Source organism: Microbulbifer sp. ABH2_005 (genome assembly GCF_056160005.1).
The window spans coordinates 3,048,916-3,067,332 of the sequence record NZ_JBSWWI010000001.1 but is presented as its reverse complement, the minus strand read 5'-3'; the positions used below and the strand labels follow the sequence as shown (position 1 = coordinate 3,067,332).

Here is an 18,417-nt window from a genome sequence, read left to right as displayed (position 1 = left end):
GGAATGTCATCTTTTACGACGTGTTAAGGGCCTTTTTTGGCGGAACAATAACCCTAATATTGGTCATTTTTTGACTTTGCCGTTAAAAATATTAGGCGTTGCTATAGTGCTCCTGGCCCTGGTTTCCTGTGCCGGCCACAGGGCACCCAGCAGTTCCCTAAAGCAGCCTCCCAGTATCCGCCTCAACCACCATACTGTGAGCCGCGGGGATACCCTGTATTCTATTGCCTGGCGTTACGGTAAGGACTTCCGGCAGCTGGCGGCAATCAATGGCATTAAACCCCCTTACAGTATTTATCCGGGCCAACGTCTGAAACTGAGTGGCGTTGTACCGCTCCAGACTGCATCAAAATCACCCGTGACCACTAAAAAACCCGTGGTTAAGCCGGCAACTCCAAAGAAAGCTATTCCCGCCAAGAGTAAAAAATCTTTAACGAAAAGTTCTGCGCGCCAAAAGCCTCAAACTAAGCACACAGGGACGATTCACTGGCGCTGGCCAGCCAGTGGGCAAGTCATTAGCAAGTTCCGCCCTGGAGACCCCTTGAGGAAGGGTGTTGATATCGCCGGTGAAAAGGGAGAATCTGTATCGGCAGCAGCTGATGGCACCGTTATCTACGCTGGTAGTGCGTTGAGAGGGTATGGAAAACTGCTGATCGTTAAGCACAGTGAGGTATACCTAAGTGCTTATGCTCACAATCACCGGTTACTGGTGAAAGAGGGTAGTAAGGTCAAAGCTGGACAACGGATAGCGGAACTGGGTTCGAGTGGTACCGACCGCGACAAGCTCCACTTTGAAATACGAAAAAACGGTCAACCAGTGGACCCTCTTGCGTATCTACCGTGAGTCGGGAGGGTGTTCTAAAGCTCTGCAAATAAAAATGGACTTTTAACTAATACCACTTGGGGTAGTCACCGTAATCGTGGCGACCAAAGGGTCAAGCCGATTCAGTGGCTGTCGCACATGTGCACATAGTTGGTCGTATTTTTGACCAATTCTGGGCTCATGCTATGCGGTTGATATTGGCAAAGTACAAGGAGCAGGGGAAATGGAAGCACAACGGCAAGACCAGTCCATGGCGGCTGGCCAGGCAGAAGACTTTCCTCCTGAGTTGGCGGTTGAGAATGATGAGCAGAAACTAAATCCCAAAGAAGGAAAAGGTAGTAGCCGTACGCGGAGAAACACGGCAAAAAATAACTCCGTATCCTCCCCCACCGAGAAGAGTAGGGTTAGCAGGTTGGATGGCGATAGCCATCTGCAGAAGAACCTGGACGCCACCCAACTCTACCTAAATGAAATTGGCTTTTCTCCCCTACTGACCGCTGAAGAAGAGGTCTATTACGCTCGCAAGGCTTTGCGTGGTGATGCTGCGGCAAGAAAGCGTATGATTGAGAGTAATTTACGTCTTGTTGTAAAAATCGCTCGTCGCTATGTAAGTCGTGGCCTTGCCTTGCTGGACCTGATCGAGGAGGGCAACTTGGGGTTAATTCGCGCTGTTGAGAAGTTTGATCCAGAGCGAGGTTTCCGCTTTTCTACTTACGCTACTTGGTGGATACGTCAGACAATAGAACGAGCCATTATGAATCAGACTCGCACTATTCGCCTGCCAATTCACGTAGTAAAAGAGTTAAATGTGTACCTTCGAGCATCTCGTGAGCTTGCGCAGAAGCTGGATCACGAGCCATCCGCAGAAGAGATTGCTAACTTGTTGGAGAAACCTGTAGAGGATGTTGAGCGGATGTTGGGGCTCAACGAACGGGTCACTTCCGTTGATACCCCTATAGGCCCCTCTTCAGAAAAGACATTGGTTGATACCATTCCTGACCAGCAGGAGTCTGATCCCGCAGAGCTTCTTCAGGATAGTGATCTTTTCGACAGCATTAACCGTTGGCTTGGTGAGCTTCCAGACAAGCAATGTGAAGTTGTTTCCAGGCGATTTGGGTTGCGTGGTTTTGAAGCGAGTACTCTGGAAGAAGTTGGGCGTGAAATTGGCCTTACTCGTGAAAGGGTTCGTCAAATCCAGGTTGATGCGCTCAAGCGTCTCAGGGAAGTCATGGAAAAGCAAGGGCTTGATGGGCAGTCCCTGTTTGGAAATCTTTAAAGTTGGCCCCTAGATAAGGAAACCCCATGAACGGCGTGTTTTGTGGGGTTTCCTGGGACAACCTGGGGAGCCTTGTAAATTGTTAGAGTTACAATTTTCCTCTGGTCCGGCTTACTTTCTCACCCAGCGGCCAAGGTTGTCCTGATAGTACTCACCTCGGGACAGGCGAGCCTCTAGTTTCTCTGCAGCGCGTGCCGCGACTTGGGCAATATCCACATTGTGGCTTTTGGCGATTTCGGTATATGCCTGCTTACGCTCGGCATTGACCTTTTTCACCAGCTTCTCCAGATCGGGTGAGCTGGCGTCTACGATGGCGATGTAGCCACTGTTAGCCTCTCCCACCAACCCCTGCTTTTTGGCCTCATCCAGGGAGATCGCCATTGCGGGTAACGCCACCATCAAGCCCAACAATAATAGAGCTCTTTTAAACATACTCATATTGTGTCTCCTTAGAAAATGCCTTCCTTGTCGTCAAACAGGTTTTCGAGATCCTTGTCTACTTTGACTCGGATTTCGTGCTCAATCTTAACATTCAGGTTAACAGTTATAGGCTCACTAGGGGCCTTTACTGCCACAGTGGGCGTACATCCTGCAGCAACCATAACGTACAGCAGTCCTATAGGAATCAGCCGGCTGGCCCTCATCTGATACTCCTTACGGTACCTCTCTGGCACCTTGTATTTGTTGCATAATTAGCAGTTACGTCAATATCAGGCCAGGTTCGCCAACTGTGTCGGGAGTGACCACAGTTGCTTATTGTATAGGTTCTACCTTAACCAGCTCTGAACTAGCCGACCATTCTGCCCCGAATGGGGGAAGCCTACTTTACTACTAACCTATTGGTCCAGTTGCTTTTCCAGGGCTGTGGTCAGGTCGCGGCTGGCCTGCAAAGAGCGCAGCATCGCAGGGATATTATTCTCAAGGTTGAGGTTAATAATCAGGTCTCGCTCTGCGTCCATAGACTCGCTACGCCCTACAAGTTTTAGGTTGAGTTGCAGGTCTCCACTGGGGGGATATTGCAGATTGCCCTCCAGTGTGCGGAAGTCGTAGTCCTCAAGAGCGTTGGAAATCAGTTTAAGCTGCGGGTTACCTGCGAGCATTTGCGGAGAGAATGCCCCGTAATATCTAAGCTCTCCACCAGGCTCTATTGCTTCCAGATGGCCATTTTTTACAGTGACTCCATGGGGGCCGGTAGTGACAGGGATGGTTAAGTTAAGGCGTCCTTTAGCCTTAAAGTTTTCAGACTCGGTGACTTCAGCAAGTTGCTCTAAAGACACGTCCTTTGCGTACAAGATACTACTGCGTTCTTTATTATCCAGGTTCCAATACAGTGCATCAGAGCTTAACTTCCCATCGAGAAATTCTGCAGAAAAACCTTCCAAAACAAGATCTTGATCCCTGTCCATGGTCAGGGAAAAGGACACTTTACTCAAAGGTAAACCTGCGTTGATAGATTGTATTGTCAAGGGTTGTGGTTTGGGTGTAAACCAATGCTCTCCATGGTTTTCTACCAGGATACTCCCGTCAATACCTGTGGCAAAACTACCATCATAGACAGTAGCAACATCGTTAAGGGTTATAGCAATAGTGTCTTTTGGCTGTAGGGGCCAGGATATAGTTCCATTGGCAGAAAGGCTTCCGGAAACAATATCTACAGGTAAACTACGGACAGACTTGCTGAGAGGCGCTTTGGAATCAAAGTTGACTTTTGGTAAAGAAAATCGAATTGCTCCAGCAGCCAGCTCTAGATCATGTTGCCAGCTAGAATTAAATTGTAAAGTGCCGGCCTTTAGCTGGCTTTGCCCTTTTATTTTATTTCCACTTAAAGAGAATGACCCAATAAGTGAAGCCTGCAGGGCATAATTTTCAGGTGATTCTATTTCAAGCCTACTACTGCCAAAGTTGCCACTGAACTCTGTGTTTCCTAGTGAGGATACTAGCTTAAAGTCGCTAACATCGAGATTTCCAGAGAGAGTCGTATACTCGCTAGTGAAAGTATTAAACTGGTTACTCCATTTCTCACTGGTGCAACTTGTAGTATTTTTTGAAAATTTGCAGTTGGCACTAAGGGACTGAGTTTCCCCTTGGCTAATGTGGAAATCTTTAGTCTTTAACTCATTGAATGATGCTTTCAGCTGCTCAAGTTTTATAGTCTGGGTGTTAGCACTTGTCAGGAAATGAACTCTGGAATCTATATTCATTTCACTTAAACTAATATCGGTTCGCTTGTCGATAAACTCAGGTGACTTAGCTTTTAAGTCAAAAATGCATTCGACATTATCTTCCATTCTGCATTGAATTTGTTCAATCTTTGCGTGTATAGAAGTAGAAGAGTTTTTAGCTTTTAGTTGAGCGTTAATTATTCCATCGGTGGCTTTTAATTTAAAGGAATCAGATTTTGAGGGCTCCCCGATGAGTAAAACCTCCTTCATGAGCTCTATTTGAGCCTGACTATGGTCTAATCCGGTCGAAAGTAAGGGAGACTCTTCCTTTAGTCCAGTTACTTCTGTGTCAAGCTGTAATGTACTGTTGGGTAATAAGGTTAAGTGAATTTTTTCAAGCCAGCCTTGCTCGGTGAACGAAGTGCCAGTGAGATTCAAAAAAGCTTCACTTTGGAAGTTAAGCTCACCCTTGAGATTAGTAAATATTAGTGAGGGAAAGTATTCCTTCACTAGCTGTGATTCTAATAGTGGTTTTGCGGCAAGCAGATCAACAGAGCCGTTTACCTGCAGTTTAGGATCGGCCACGAGGTTGGCAGAGTTAAATTTTAAGCTTGCCAAATGGCTTTTAGTTGCTGCGTCTTTAACCGTTGAGAGATCAATAAAGCCGGAGCCAGTAGCAGATTCAAGTTTTACTGGGTTGAGAGTTTTTAGTTTGAGCTCTATAGGTGATTGAGTCGATAAGTGAGCCTTTACCTTGGTATTAAAAGATTCGCTGAGAAAGGTTAAGTCTAGTCCATTGCTTTCAACTTTAACTAGGGTGTCCTGATAGTCTGCTATGGATAAAAAGTTGTTTGGTATAATAGATTTGGTATCAATGGAAATCTTTCCGTTTGCGCTCATTTCATCCGAAGAGAATACAGCCAACGCCTCAGAAAAGCTAAGAATAGGATCGATAGAATTTAAGTTCGAATTCGCAGTCGAGTGAAATTCCCACTGATCAAGATTAACTCTTGAGATGTTTAGCTTTAATTGAGAAGCATCTTCAGAAAAATCAGAAAATACTTGTGCTCTAGCAGTTATATTATTTGCAGTTAAATCAGCTTTTAGAGTGATGTTGAGGTGCCCTGTTTCTATGGAGTGATATGGTAGATCTGCAAAGAGTTCTGTGTTATTTCGAGTAACCCTTAGTGGGCCGGCCTTAAATTTCTGGCCAAGCGTGATTTTTTCTACGGATACCATCCCAGGTATATATCTGGTTATATTCTGAATAATCTCATCTAGAGTTAAAGCACTTTCCTCATTCGGATCAATTATCGACGGTTTATTTATGAAAGAGGTTGTCTCTTTGACTTTTTGATAGGTCAGTTCGGCAATAGATAGTTCAACCTCTTGAATATTATCCCGATCAAAAATTATATGAAAAGGATTGAGGATCTGAACCTTATTAAGGACAAGATTGCTATCATGACTGGATTGAAGGCGGACTTGTTCGATAGAAGCTTGACTAAAATTCAATTTCAATCCGGATAGTTGCTGAATAACAACTTCGCCTGCAAGCAGATTGACTAGTTGTGAGACAACAATATCTTTTTTCCACCAGTTAGCAATTAGTAGGGTGATTAAGCAGACTGCAGACGCAGTGACAAGAATGCGGGGCTTTCGCACACTAAACCTCTAAACTCCTGGGCGGAGATATCTTTGTATTACCGCTAGTAAGCCGCAGTAGTCTGTAATAAGTCAGTGACGTCTTCTGCGTACTTGAGAAAAGAACATCTTATCAAACTGGCAGGATAATACCGTGTGGGAATTGGATTATTAATGATCGAGATGGTTCATTAAACTGCCAATCTGCCTGTGCCGAAATGAAGATACGGTCATGGGGCGTCAGTCATGGTTTCCTGTAATAGTTTCAGGCGCCATACGCCCTGCTCCTTAACCCAGATACTGGCAGTGAATAACCAGGCGGAGACAGGGTCATCTTCAAAGCTGCCTTCAAAAGAGGTATACATAGTCATCAAGGCGGTTTTAGGTCCCAATGGCACTACAGAGATCTTGTAAGAGGGGTGCTTTTTGATCTTCAGGGCCTTGAATCTCGCAGCAATTTGCCCTGATGTTAAGGGGCTCTTGTAATAGGGTGTAACTATCAGTCCATCCTTTGTCATTATTTCTTTGATGGTTTCCCCGTTATGCTCCATGAATGCTGCTTTAAGGCTGTCCATTCGCGACTTTAGTTCCATATCCAAGTTGGAGCCCAGGCTTGAGGCGCTGGCGAGCAACAAGCCTCCTGCTATCAGGAGGTAGGAAATCAGTTTGTAGCCCATTGAGTCACCCTCTAAATCTGAAGCCCACAGAAGCCAATGAAAGTCGCGTTGCTTTTATTCGGCGGCCAGTGGGTAGATTCTGTAACTAATGAAGAAATCGAGCCAATCCTAGTGTCCGCTAGAAGTTGAAACAAGTGATGTACTTTGGATGGGATAGGTTGTCTCGGCTGATCACTTGGGGAGGAGTACCGATTCTTAAGTCTCGCGGAGATTAATAGAAGAGAGGGGGCCGCTGAACAGAAATTCTGAAGAGGTAAAATATACGCAGAGGTTTCTTAACTTGTATTGACATATTTCACCCCAACTTATAGTTCCCTACTGTTCCTTAGAGAACGCACTTATCGAGGATTTTTTAAAATGCAAGACGCCCAGCCGAAGACTATTTACCTCAAGGATTATCAAGTACCAGATTACCTGGTGGATAACACCGATCTGCACTTCGAACTGGAGCCCAAAGCAACCCTGGTGAAATCACAGCTTAAAATTCGTAGAAACCCTGAAGCTGGCAAAGACCTGCCACCTTTATTATTAGATGGCATTGATTTAGAGTTGTTGTCTGTTGCCATTGATGGCTCCATTCTCTCCCAACCCACTTATCAAGTAACACCCCAGGGGTTATCTATTTCAGTAGAAAAACCTGAATTTCTACTTGAGATCCACAACCGAATTAACCCAGAGGATAATACTTCCTTGGAAGGTCTGTATCTATCCAACGGCATGTATTGCACACAGTGTGAGGCGGAAGGGTTTCGAAAGATCACTTTTTATCCGGATCGGCCGGATGTGATGTCAAAATTCACCACTACCATAGTGTCACCAAAAGACCATCCCGTATTACTTTCTAATGGTAATCAGATTGATAGTGGCTATTGCGAAGATGGGCGTCACTTCGCTACCTGGGAGGATCCTTTCGTTAAACCGGCTTACCTATTTGCTTTGGTAGCTGGCGATCTGGAGCATGTTGAAGATACCTTTACTACAGGCAGTGGTCGTGAAGTCAAGCTACAGATTTTTACTGAGCCAAAAAATATTGGTAAATGCGATCATGCTATGCGATCCCTGAAAAAAGCCATGCGTTGGGATGAAGAGATGTATGGCAGAGAGTATGACCTGGATATTTTTATGGTAGTGGCGGTAGACCATTTCAATATGGGAGCCATGGAAAATAAAGGGTTAAATATATTCAACTCAGCTTGCGTGCTAGCGAGCCCGGAGACTGCAACTGATTCAGCTTTCCAAAGAATAGAATCTATCGTCGGGCATGAATATTTTCACAACTGGTCTGGAAATAGGGTTACATGCCGAGATTGGTTTCAACTCAGTTTAAAAGAAGGTTTTACCGTATTTCGTGATGCTGAGTTTTCTGCTGATATGAATTCCCGGGCAGTAAAGCGTATTGAGGATGTTTCTCTACTGCGCACCAATCAGTTTGCAGAAGACGCTGGCCCTATGGCCCATCCGGTAAGGCCAGATTCTTATATGGAAATATCAAACTTCTATACTTTGACGGTATATGAAAAAGGCGCTGAAGTCGTTCGTATGTTACATACGCTGCTGGGGCCGGAGGGATTTCGCAAGGGAAGCGACCTTTATTTTGAGCGCCATGATGGATGTGCAGTAACCTGTGATGATTTTATAGTGGCGATGGAAGATGCCAATCAGATAAACCTTACACAGTTTCGTCATTGGTACAGTCAGGCTGGAACACCAGTCTTAGATGTCACAGATGACTTTGATCAGGCCAAGGGTGTTTATAGTCTTAAAATCTCCCAATCTTGCCCATCAACAACTGACCAGAAGGATAAGCTACCTCTTCATATACCAGTAAAAATTGGATTATTGGACCAAAGTGGTAATGACTGTGTCCTGAATTCCAAAGGAAATACTGAAGAAGTACTTGAAATCACTAAATCAGATCAAGTATTTGAGTTTAGTGGCTTTCAAGAAAAACCACTGCCTTCACTATTACGTGATTTTTCAGCACCGGTCAGGGTTCGTTATCCTTACACCGAAAAGCAATTGATTTTCCTAATGCGCCACGATTCCGATACTTTTAATCGCTGGGATGCTTCGCAGCGGCTAGCTTTCTTAGCACTATCTAAGCTCCAGAAAGACTACCGGAATGGAAGGGCATTGCAGTTACAGCCAGAACTGGTTGAGGCTTATCGAGATGTGCTAAGTAACACCGCACTTGATCCTGCTTTGGTGGCTGAAATATTAAGATTGCCAAGTGAGCAGTCCATAGCCGAGATGAGTGACTTAATTGATGCTGAAGCTATAGTGGTGGCTCGAGAGTTTGCGTATAAATCACTGGCTGAAGCATTATTTCCTGAGCTTTGGGCGAAATACTCTGAATTGAATGCTCAGAAGCCTTACGATCCTAATGCAAAGGATATCGCTGAACGTAGTTTGAAAAATACTTGTTTAACTTATCTTTCGGCTACTGAAAAATTTGAGGCCTTAGAACTTGTGCAAAAGCAGTTTGAGGCTGCTGAAAATATGACGGATAGTGCCGCTTCACTCAGCGCATTGATCAACTACGGAGATATACAGAAATCTGATTCTGCTATCCAAGATTTTTATCAACGCTGGAAAGGTGATACACAGGTTGTGGAGCTTTGGTTAGGTTTACAGAGTAGTAGTGCTCGTAATGGCACTTTGAATAAAATCAAAGATCTTATGAGCCATCCTGCCTTTGAGGTTAGAAATCCGAATAAAGTTCGGGCGGTAATCGGTGGTTTTGCTAATAGAAACTTCAAACAGTTCCATAAGGAAGATGGCAGTGGGTTTCGCTTTGTTGCCGAGCAGGTAATTTTACTCGATAAGTTAAATCCTCAAATAGCTGCCCGACTTGTTGTGCCGATTACCCGATGGAAAAAGTATAGTAAAAACCTCTCTGAAAAAATGAAAACTGCACTTCAATATGTGCTTGATGCAGGAGAGTTGTCACCAGATGTTTTTGAGGTGGTGAGTAAAAGTCTTAAATAAGTTTATTTGTTGGAATTTTTGTATGTGGGGCGCTAAAGCGCCCCAATTTTGCTTAGATTTAGAGTGGATGCAAGATTTTCTTTGATGGTTATGAGATCTTAGTGGTGCGCTCGCTGCCAAGTTGAACTAGATCAAGGCTTCCTTTGGTGAGCCTTAGCTCGGTGATGGATGTGTAATCAGGCCGAAATTGCTGGACTTTCGAATCTTCTAATATGTGTGCTACTACAGAATTGATCACCATGAAATGACAAAAGACCATGGTATCTTCGTGAACTCCTAGAAGGTAATCTATGATACCCTCACGCCATTCTTTTTGCTGTTTATTGCTTGGATCCCAATTCTGAGTTAATAAGGAGCGTAGCCAAGGCAGTCGTTGCTGTAATGAGATCCCTTTGGGAGTAGGGATTTCACTAACTCTGCTTTCTAGGGTAATAACTTGCCCCCATCTTTCAGCTACTGGCTGTGCAGTTTGTTGTGCGCGCAATTTTGGACTGCTAACCAACTTCAGGCATGTATCGCCAGGTAAGTTTTGAGCTAGAAGGGAGGCCTGTCTCTGCCCCAAAGTAGTGAGGGTCGGGTCTGCGATGGAGGGGCCTTTTGCTGCTTCTCCATGACGGACAAGTAGAATTTTTATCATATTGTTACTAGGTTACAGATACTTGTTTAAAACTTCATCAGGAATATCTTGCCACAGGCGAAGGAGTTCAGTGGTGTTAAATTTTCTGTTATCAGGGTTGTGTCCAAATCTTTTGCTATTTATACCAGAATAAACGGGCCAATCCACACCTGGATTACCCTTCTCGGCAAAGCTTAACCATGCCTCCTGAATAGAAGCGCTAAGTATGTGTGCCTTGGTTTCACCTCCATAAAGTGTTTGAAGTGAATCCTCACCATGAGTTCCAAAAACATAGCCGAGCTCCACTGCATGGCAAGCTCCCAGTAAAGGTTGAGCGATAAGCGGTTGGGTAAAGTGATAGTGGTAACAGTCTCCTTGATGTACACCTAGATGCCTCATTCCTGGAAGAGTAAATACCATATCTGTAAGCATGAGATTCCAGGTCTTACTCCACTTAGGCCAGAGGTTATCTTTTGTAGTTGATGCCTGATGGTAATAGTAATCTATGATTGGTTTTAAGCTGCTCTCGGGTATTAACCACTCTAAGTGGTTACAAATTTTCTGGTAGGTTAGGGAGTATATTTCTGGGTTGGGGGCACTAAATAAATTCCATTCATCTAAATTACTCCCTAAAAGAAGGGGGATGTTTTTTGAGGTGGCTAACTCGTTAGCCTCATTATCCTTTATGAGTATGTGGTCAATGACCGGTTTAAAGGGAAGTTGACCCCATTGTTTAGTCATTTGAGGATCATGTAGTATTTCATTCTGAGCTTGTAGAAGATCTTTTACAAGGTAGTTTCGAAGTGATTTTTTGCCGCAGTTTTTTCTTAGGTGGGAGATAAAAGCTTCGGCCATATGATTGGCTCGATCAATAGAGTGGAGGGCTTTAGGGTGGCCACTTTGTACAATCGCTCGAGAGTAAAGGCCTTGACATTCACGTATATTTAAAAGGGAGGCAATGCTCATGGCGCCAGCAGATTCACCAAAAATTGTAATGTTTTCGGGATCGCCACCAAATGCCGAGATGTTTTTCTTTACCCATTTGAGGGCAGCAATTTGATCCTGAAGCCCCTCGTTGCCTGTAGATGAAATATTGCTGATATCTGTCAGCCTTAAAAAACCAAAAGAGCCAAGCCGATAGTTGATGGTAACCACAATCGCCCTACCGCTGGAGGCGAGGTAGCTGCCATTGTAAACAGGTTGGCAACCAGATCCCATATAGAAAGAGCCTCCATGAATCCAGAACATGACAGGAAGCTTTTGGTTGTTCTCAATAGGCGGGGAAAATATATTGAGATATAAGCACTCCTCACTTTCTGGGAGAGCTCCATCTTGTCCACGCACTTCTATCAAGGCGGAAGGGTTTTGTGCGGCTGGCGTACCAAACTCTTCCGCATGATATGGGGCTGTCCAGGGGGGTAGTTCTTCTGGAGCGCTCCAGCGCAGCTCTCCCACTGGAGGTCTTGCATAAGGTATCCCGAGAAATCTATAGACGCCTGATTTTGTATCTCTGGTGCCGATAATTGGACCGGCATTTGTTTCAACAACTGGCGTTAGATTTTTATTTAAGTGCTTTCCAATGCCTGGGTCCGTTGTCATGACTGCCGTCCATTATATCAAAAAATCAATTAACTCTTTACGCTTGCGATTAAACCCTAGAGGTCTTTTGTAAGGTTGTGTCTGGGATTTTTAATCCAAAGAAATATATATGAAATAATTGGCACGCTTATACCTTTACTGAGTATGTAAGGTAATAATAAATTTAGTCGTGGGTAGATCCTTGATGCGGTAATAACTGTCTTTTAGTCAAATCATTGTGGGTTTAATGAGGTTTTTGTATTTCCTGAAGTTTTATTGTGTGATTAAAGTTTGAAGCAGTATTGTCGTTAGCAGTGCTAATTGTCATGCTTCATTTGTGGGTGGTGACAGGCTGATCTTCTATTCATGTAACGGTAACAATGCAAAATTTGAATTGTGTTCTTATTGGCTGGATGCAGTGGTCTTTATGATCTGCTATCGGTTGGAGTGATGTTAATCTCTATTTTAAGCTCGAAGCTCTCAATGTTTGATCTATCTTTGGAGAGAATGGGCGGATCAAATTTACTGTAAATATTTAAGGTTGTTGAGTCTAGAGGTGATAAGTTAATCTGCCCTTATATCATTCATTATCAGTTGGGGTAGGTTAATACTCGCTATTATAGGGTTGTATGATGAATTTGAATGTTATTCATTGGTGTTGCAGCTGATTGGAAATTGTTGGTATATCTAACTCTCAGTAAACTATAGGTACTTTGATACCGATGAGCCTAATTGTTAACGAAGGAGTTCCTGGGTTTTAAGATGTGGAGAACATTATGTTGTCAATATGGTTGGCTTTCTCAGTTTGAGGTGGATTATCTATACAGGCTGGTTTTTGGAGTGTCTGATCTAATATAAAATCACGATAGGCGATAAGCCCTGAAAGATATTGTTCAACCTCATCCGCTCGAAGTCTAAAGGCCTTGTGACGAATAAAAAAGCTGCCTGTTATTTTCTCCGGGTTTTTGAAGAACATTGCAGATTCTGGCCAAAAGTATCCGTTTAGTAAGTGGTCGGCTCTTTTGGCTAGTACGTGATAGAAATGTTCTAGGTCGACCTGGTCGAGAAGCTCTTGGAATAATCCTTGGGAATGCAGGTGGGAAATCATCTTCTCTGCAGACATCATTAGTTCAAGTAGGGCGGGAAAAGTAGTCTTGCAGTTTTCAACAAAACCCAGATGGTTAGCAAAGTTGCGGATGCCAAGCTGATAATATTTTTCCTTGGGGCGGTATTTGGTGAGTTCATTCAGGCAATAGCTCAGCCTGTGATCATGAGTGCGCCATTGCTCAGTAGCTATAAAGTATTCAAGGGCTTTTTCTACCATTGTGAGCCAGCGGGGGTTTTTGTCCCAGCTATATAAACGTATCAATCCGAGGGCTGCCTCACTGTCGTATTGGATGGATAAACGTTGTTTTTTGATATTAAGTGAAGGGTAGTCGAGGACATGACAAAACTGACCACTGGCTTGGTTTTGCATAAATTCGATGCCTTTAGCCAGCTGTTCCATTAGGTCTGCATAGGCTCTTACTCCCATAGCCTCGGAATATTTAACGAGAGCCAACAGACTTAGTGCATTGCCTCCTAACTTGATTTCACTATTGGATTCCACCAAGAAGGCAGCGGTCTCTCCTGTTTTTAACGGTATCGTTTGGATTAAATCACTAGTGAGAACGTTTAATGCTCGTTCTATTACCGCTTGTAAGGCGGGATCCTTACTGACTTCCCAGGCCTCTATCATGGCATGGGCACAGCTGGCGTGGCGTAGGTTGTTGTGGCCTTCTATCTCAAGATCAAAACATGGGTACCAACCAGAATGAAAATGTCCACTGGACGTAAGCTGGCGCCCTAGGTAGCTGCTGGCATTTTCGATTAATTGGGTGATCAGTTTTGCATTGAGGTTATTGATAATCCTTCGTCCAGTATTCGGACCGGCCCCAGATAGATATACTGGCTCTTTGTGGCTTTCGCAGAAAAGCCCTTCTGTAGATAAAAGAACCACATTTCTTTCGTCGGCAAAATCTAGTTCGACTTGATCTCCAAATCTACGCTGGCAATAGGATCTGAAGTTTCTTTTGTTGAGGGCCGCATGATCTATACAGTTGCCCTCATAGAGCATGGCATTACCATTTAGTTCCTGCTCCAGAAAAGCGATCTTACAGTCTTGATCCAACGCTAAGCCGTAGCGGAAATAACCGGGTTTGGTGTCAGAAAGAATTTCATGGAGGTTGGCAAGGGTGGTAGAGCTTCTTCTGGTAACCCAGTCGATCCTCAGCCAGCAGGGGTTCATCTTAGCTTGCCAAACAGCCTGGTGGATGTCGGCGGTGAGGGTTTGCCAGGCGCTGGAAAAGTCTGCGGCGTTAGTATGCCTCACTTCGGCGCGTTGTTTACTGTCGCTAATGGAAAAAAAAAGAGTGTAAGGTGGGGCTACCTTACTCAAGGCCCGCTCCACCAGTGGGCGTGCCCGCATAAGCATGCTGGATAGGGACATATGCTATTGCTCTCTGTGGATCACGATGTGGGCAGGTTTTCCATTTTGCTTATTTTGATAATCATCGGAGGACTTTTCTGCTGGAGTATAGACTTGTGTACAGATCCTGCAGGAGAGAAAGTGATGCTCCCATGGGAAATTGCTTTCAATAAAATTTATTATGAATATTGGGTTTCAAAATGAATCCACTTGGATAGTATTGGGATACCGCGCTAGAGAATGAAAGGCACGCAAAGTGTCGAAGGTTTTCACGATTAACCCTTAGGCAATTTCGAGGGTTAATATCCAGGTTGAATGATTTTGCAGGTTATACGCTTGCCAATCCCTAAAACCCGAAAGGCTATCCTTTCGGGTTTTTTTGTCAAAACTATTGGCCGCCTAATTGATTGTCGGTTCTCGCGGTTGATTACCCTGTCGACCTTTGATGTGGCACATGGGCGTTAAGTCTATGTGACGGGCTGTCCTCCCTGGCATTTAACGGGAACTTGCCTCTTTGGCGCGGGGTTCAAAAAGTCTCTATGGACTATTTGAGAACAAGGAAGAAATTGATGTGGAGTATTAGGCAATGCGTTGGAATTGGTGGCAGAACCTTAGGGGTTTTCCTCCTCTGGTCTGGATAATATTAATAGGCAGTTTTTTTAGCCGTGGCACTTACTTTATGGTTTGGCCCTTCCTGGCCATTCTTCTTTTCAATAAATTTGCGTTGGGTGCAGCGGAAATAGGCTTGATTCTCAGTGCTTCAGCAATTGGTGCGGCGCTATTGGGGTTTTATGTAGGGGCCTTGTCGGACCGCTATGGACGTCGGAATATCCTGCTATTAGGTTCGCTAATCAATCTATGTTCTTTTGCCCTATTGGCAGTGACTGAAACATTACCGGGATTTATTCTGGCAATGACGCTGTGTTCAATTGGTCGCGCTGTTTGGAAGCCGCCCGCTAGTGCATTGATTGGCGACTTAATTGATAACCAGGCGAGTCGTGAGCTAGCTCTGCAGCTGCGTTACTTCCTTATCAATGCGGGAGCGGCATTAGGGCCCATTGTTGGTGTCTGGGCGGGGCTGAGTGCGCAGCAGTCCACCTTTGGCTTAACTTCTCTCAGTTATTTGCTTTTGGCGCTGGCGTTTATTTGGGGATTTGCAAAAACAGAGAAGGGACAGCTCGTAAAGAGCAATGGTGATGGTTCTGTCGATTTAGGCAGTACCCTGGCGATATTGCGCAGGGACCAGGTGTTTATGGTGGTGATTGTTGCCAATATCCTCACGATGTTTATCTATGCCCATATGGATTCCAGCCTGGTGCAGTATCTGACACGGGCAGAGGCACCGAGATTGGTTGAGCTGATCTCCAGCATGATTTTTGTGAACGCAATGACCATCGTATTGTTGCAGTTTCCGCTCATGCAGTTGATGCGCAAACTGGATATTAATGGTCGAATAATGATTGGACTGGTGATTTTGGCTGTGGCTCAAATGTGGTTTGCCTTAAATCCGGTGCATTGGTTTTGGGGCTGGATGGGGGCGACCTTTGTCCTCAGTTTGGCTGAAGCGATTCTCTTTCCAACCATGAGTGTACAGATAGACCGTCTGGCACCTGAGCATTTGCGCGGTACCTATTTTGGGGCTTCCTCCTTTTATGCCCTTGGTTGGGCCCTGGCTCCTTTGGCTGGAGGGGTGGTTTTAGAATGGTGGGGTGGACCGACACTTTATTGGATGTTGCTGATGCTCTGTGGTGTAGTATTCGCGCTTTATCGCACAACAGCTTACCTTTCCCGCCCACAGTGGCCGGAGCAGAAAGAGCCGATAATCTCTTCAGGTGAAAGTGCCAAAATCACTGGATAGTTAAAAAGAGGTTTTTCAGATATAGAAATAGATGGTGTCTGTGAGGCATAAAAAACGGGAAATCCAGCAGTAAGCATGGAGTTTCCCGTTCTGATTTGCCTGAGAAAATCCCCGACAAGAATATTGCCGGGGAATTTTTTAGATCTCTGCGGCGAGGCGTGAGCCTTGGTCAATGGCGCGCTTGGCGTCGAGTTCTGCGGCTTCGTCGGCACCACCGATTAGGTGGGTCTTTACTCCGCGCTCCTGCAGCGCTTCATACAGTTTGCGAGCAGGTTCCTGACCGGCGCAAACAATAATGTTATCCACTTCCAACAGCCGCTCTTCTTCGCCAACGCGAACATGCAGACCCTTATCGTCAATTTTGTCGTAAAGGGCACCGGAAATCATCTCAACCTTGCGGTGTTGCAGGCTACCACGGTGAATCCAGCCAGTGGTTTTACCCAGGCCTGCACCCACTTTGGTGGTTTTACGTTGTAGCAGGTAAACCTGGCGAGGGGTGCTTACTGCTTCGCGGGGTTTCAGGCCAGAGCGCTGTTCCAGCTCGATATCCACACCCCATTCACTAAAGAACTCTTCTTTATCGCTGGCAACCACTTCCTCTTCGGTAGAGTGGGGGCCGTCGTGAGTCAGGTATTCCGCCACGTCGAAACCGATGCCACCCGCGCCGATAATGGCCACTTTTTCGCCGACTGGTTTCTTGTGTTTCAATACGTCCAGATAACCCAACACCTTGTCGCTCTCAATACCAGGGATCGGTGGAGTGCGCGGCTCGATACCGGTGGCGATTATCACTTCGTCAAAAGACTGCAGGTCTTCTGCGGTAGCGATAGTGTTGAGTTTGACTTCAACGCCAGTCACTTCAAGGCGGCGTTTGAAGTAGCGCAGGGTTTCCTGGAATTCTGCCTTGCCGGGAATCTGCTTGGCGATATTAAACTGGCCACCGACTTTGTCGCCGCCTTCAAACAGGGTTACTTGGTGTCCGCGCTCGGCGGCAACCGTGGAGGCAGCCAAACCAGCGGGACCGGCACCGATAACAGCCACTTTTTTCACGTTTTCGGTAGGCAGGTAGTTCAGCTCAGTCTCATAACAAGCGCGTGGGTTGACCAGGCAGGAGGTGAGCTTCAGCTGGAAGGTGTGATCCAGGCAGGCCTGGTTACAGCCAATACAGGTATTGATTTCATCGGCGCGGCCCTCTGCGGCCTTGTTGACGAAATCGGAATCTGCCAGGAATGGGCGTGCCATGGAGATCATATCGGCCTGTCCGGAGGCCAGCACTTCTTCGGCCACTTCCGGCACATTGATGCGGTTACTGGCAACTACCGGGATAGACAGGTGCTGTTTCACCTTGGCGGTAATATCGGTAAATGCGGCGCGTGGTACATTGGTGGCGATAGTGGGAACGCGCGCTTCGTGCCAGCCGATACCGGTATTGATAATTGTGGCGCCAGCTTTTTCGATAGCCTGGCCCAGGGCAACCACTTCGTCGAAGTCACTGCCGTCTTCCACCAGGTCCAGCATGGACAGGCGGTAGATAATAATAAAGTCTTCGCCAACAGCCTCGCGCACACGGCGAACGACTTCGATCGGCAGGCGGATACGATTCTCGAAGCTGCCGCCCCACTCATCGGTACGTTTGTTGGTGCGCTTTACGATGAACTGGTTAATAAAGTAACCCTCGGAGCCCATGATCTCTACGCCGTCGTAGCCGGCTTCGCGGGCCAGGGTGGCGCAGCGTACGTAATCATCGATCTGGCCTTCGATTTCCTCACTGGTCAGCTCGCGCGGAGTGAAAGGGTTGATCGGAGCCTGGATGGGGGAGGGAGCAATCAGGTTTTCGTTGTAAGCGTAGCGGCCGGTGTGCAGGATCTGCATACAGATTTTGCCGCCTTCGGCATGAACGGCCTCGGTCACTTCCCGATGCTGTTGTGCCTCTTCTGGGGTGTTCATTTTAGAGGCACCCTTAAATACGCCACTCTCTTCGTTGGGCGCGATACCCCCCGTTACAATCAGGCCAACGCCACCGCGGGCGCGCTCAGCGTAGAATGCCGCCAAACGGGTAAAGCCACCGGGGTGTTCTTCCAGGTTGGTGTGCATGGAGCCCATCAGCACCCGGTTTTTCAGGGTGGTGAAGCCCAGGTCCAGGGGGGCAAGCATATTAGGGTAGGCTTGGGACATGGCAAAATTCTCTTCTTGTAACCTTTGGGGTTCATTTATATATGCAAAAAAGTGCATATCGTTGCCCAGCAGGATAACAAGAGCCTTTGACGCGAAACAGTGACCTTTCCGGTCGAATTCAGTGATCAATTCCTGACGTTTTATTAAGCTATT

At 45.8% G+C, this 18,417-nt stretch carries 12 protein-coding genes; 4 read left to right on the top strand and 8 right to left on the bottom strand.

Annotated features, from left to right (window positions below; translation table 11 throughout):
* The first annotated feature begins 106 nt into the window (after positions 1-106).
* A complete protein-coding gene (locus ACXAFI_RS13395; RefSeq protein WP_475109207.1) occupies positions 107-844 on the top strand; it encodes a peptidoglycan DD-metalloendopeptidase family protein in 738 nt (245 codons plus the stop codon).
* Positions 845-1,046: 202 nt separating this feature from the next.
* Positions 1,047-2,099, top strand: coding sequence for an RNA polymerase sigma factor RpoS (rpoS, locus tag ACXAFI_RS13390; protein ID WP_253868642.1), 1,053 nt, complete (start codon positions 1,047-1,049; stop codon positions 2,097-2,099).
* A gap of 111 nt (positions 2,100-2,210) precedes the next feature.
* On the opposite strand, the gene ACXAFI_RS13385 is transcribed toward rpoS, so the two are convergent.
* The 4 genes from ACXAFI_RS13385 to ACXAFI_RS13370 all read right to left on the bottom strand — a co-directional run bounded on the left by ACXAFI_RS13385 (position 2,211) and on the right by ACXAFI_RS13370 (position 6,582).
* On the bottom strand, positions 2,211-2,537 hold the full coding sequence (locus ACXAFI_RS13385) for a YdbL family probable chaperone protein (RefSeq protein WP_444921460.1): 327 nt from the start codon (positions 2,535-2,537) through the stop codon (positions 2,211-2,213).
* Positions 2,538-2,548: 11 nt separating this feature from the next.
* Positions 2,549-2,743 carry a YnbE family lipoprotein gene (locus tag ACXAFI_RS13380; protein ID WP_152454390.1) on the bottom strand — a complete coding sequence of 65 codons (195 nt, stop codon included), beginning with the start codon at positions 2,741-2,743 and terminating at the stop codon, positions 2,549-2,551.
* A gap of 192 nt (positions 2,744-2,935) precedes the next feature.
* A complete protein-coding gene (locus tag ACXAFI_RS13375; protein WP_475109206.1) occupies positions 2,936-5,926 on the bottom strand; it encodes an intermembrane phospholipid transport protein YdbH family protein in 2,991 nt (996 codons plus the stop codon).
* 209 nt (positions 5,927-6,135) lie between these two features.
* The gene (locus tag ACXAFI_RS13370) at positions 6,136-6,582 is read right to left on the bottom strand and encodes a nuclear transport factor 2 family protein (RefSeq protein ID WP_475109205.1); all 447 of its coding nucleotides are present in this window, start codon (positions 6,580-6,582) and stop codon (positions 6,136-6,138) included.
* 357 nt (positions 6,583-6,939) lie between these two features.
* On the opposite strand from ACXAFI_RS13370, the gene pepN reads away from it, so the two are divergent.
* Positions 6,940-9,570: an aminopeptidase N gene (gene pepN / locus ACXAFI_RS13365; RefSeq protein ID WP_475109204.1), complete on the top strand. Its 2,631-nt coding sequence runs from the start codon at positions 6,940-6,942 to the stop codon at positions 9,568-9,570.
* 88 nt (positions 9,571-9,658) lie between these two features.
* On the opposite strand, the gene ACXAFI_RS13360 is transcribed toward pepN, so the two are convergent.
* From ACXAFI_RS13360 to ACXAFI_RS13350, 3 genes are all read right to left on the bottom strand, one after another.
* A complete protein-coding gene (locus tag ACXAFI_RS13360; RefSeq protein WP_444921464.1) occupies positions 9,659-10,207 on the bottom strand; it encodes a histidine phosphatase family protein in 549 nt (182 codons plus the stop codon).
* A gap of 12 nt (positions 10,208-10,219) precedes the next feature.
* Positions 10,220-11,785: a carboxylesterase/lipase family protein gene (locus tag ACXAFI_RS13355; protein WP_475109203.1), complete on the bottom strand. Its 1,566-nt coding sequence runs from the start codon at positions 11,783-11,785 to the stop codon at positions 10,220-10,222.
* A gap of 736 nt (positions 11,786-12,521) precedes the next feature.
* Complete coding sequence (locus ACXAFI_RS13350) at positions 12,522-14,201, bottom strand: hypothetical protein (protein WP_475109202.1); 1,680 nt, start codon at positions 14,199-14,201, stop codon at positions 12,522-12,524.
* Between the two features lie 616 nt (positions 14,202-14,817).
* On the opposite strand from ACXAFI_RS13350, the gene ACXAFI_RS13345 reads away from it, so the two are divergent.
* A complete protein-coding gene (locus tag ACXAFI_RS13345; RefSeq protein ID WP_475109201.1) occupies positions 14,818-16,089 on the top strand; it encodes an MDR family MFS transporter in 1,272 nt (423 codons plus the stop codon).
* A 138-nt stretch (positions 16,090-16,227) separates the two neighbouring features.
* Here the strand turns inward: ACXAFI_RS13345 and ACXAFI_RS13340 are convergent, their stop codons facing one another.
* Complete coding sequence (locus tag ACXAFI_RS13340; RefSeq protein ID WP_475109200.1) at positions 16,228-18,264, bottom strand: oxidoreductase; 2,037 nt, start codon at positions 18,262-18,264, stop codon at positions 16,228-16,230.
* Between the last annotated feature and the right edge of the window lie 153 nt (positions 18,265-18,417).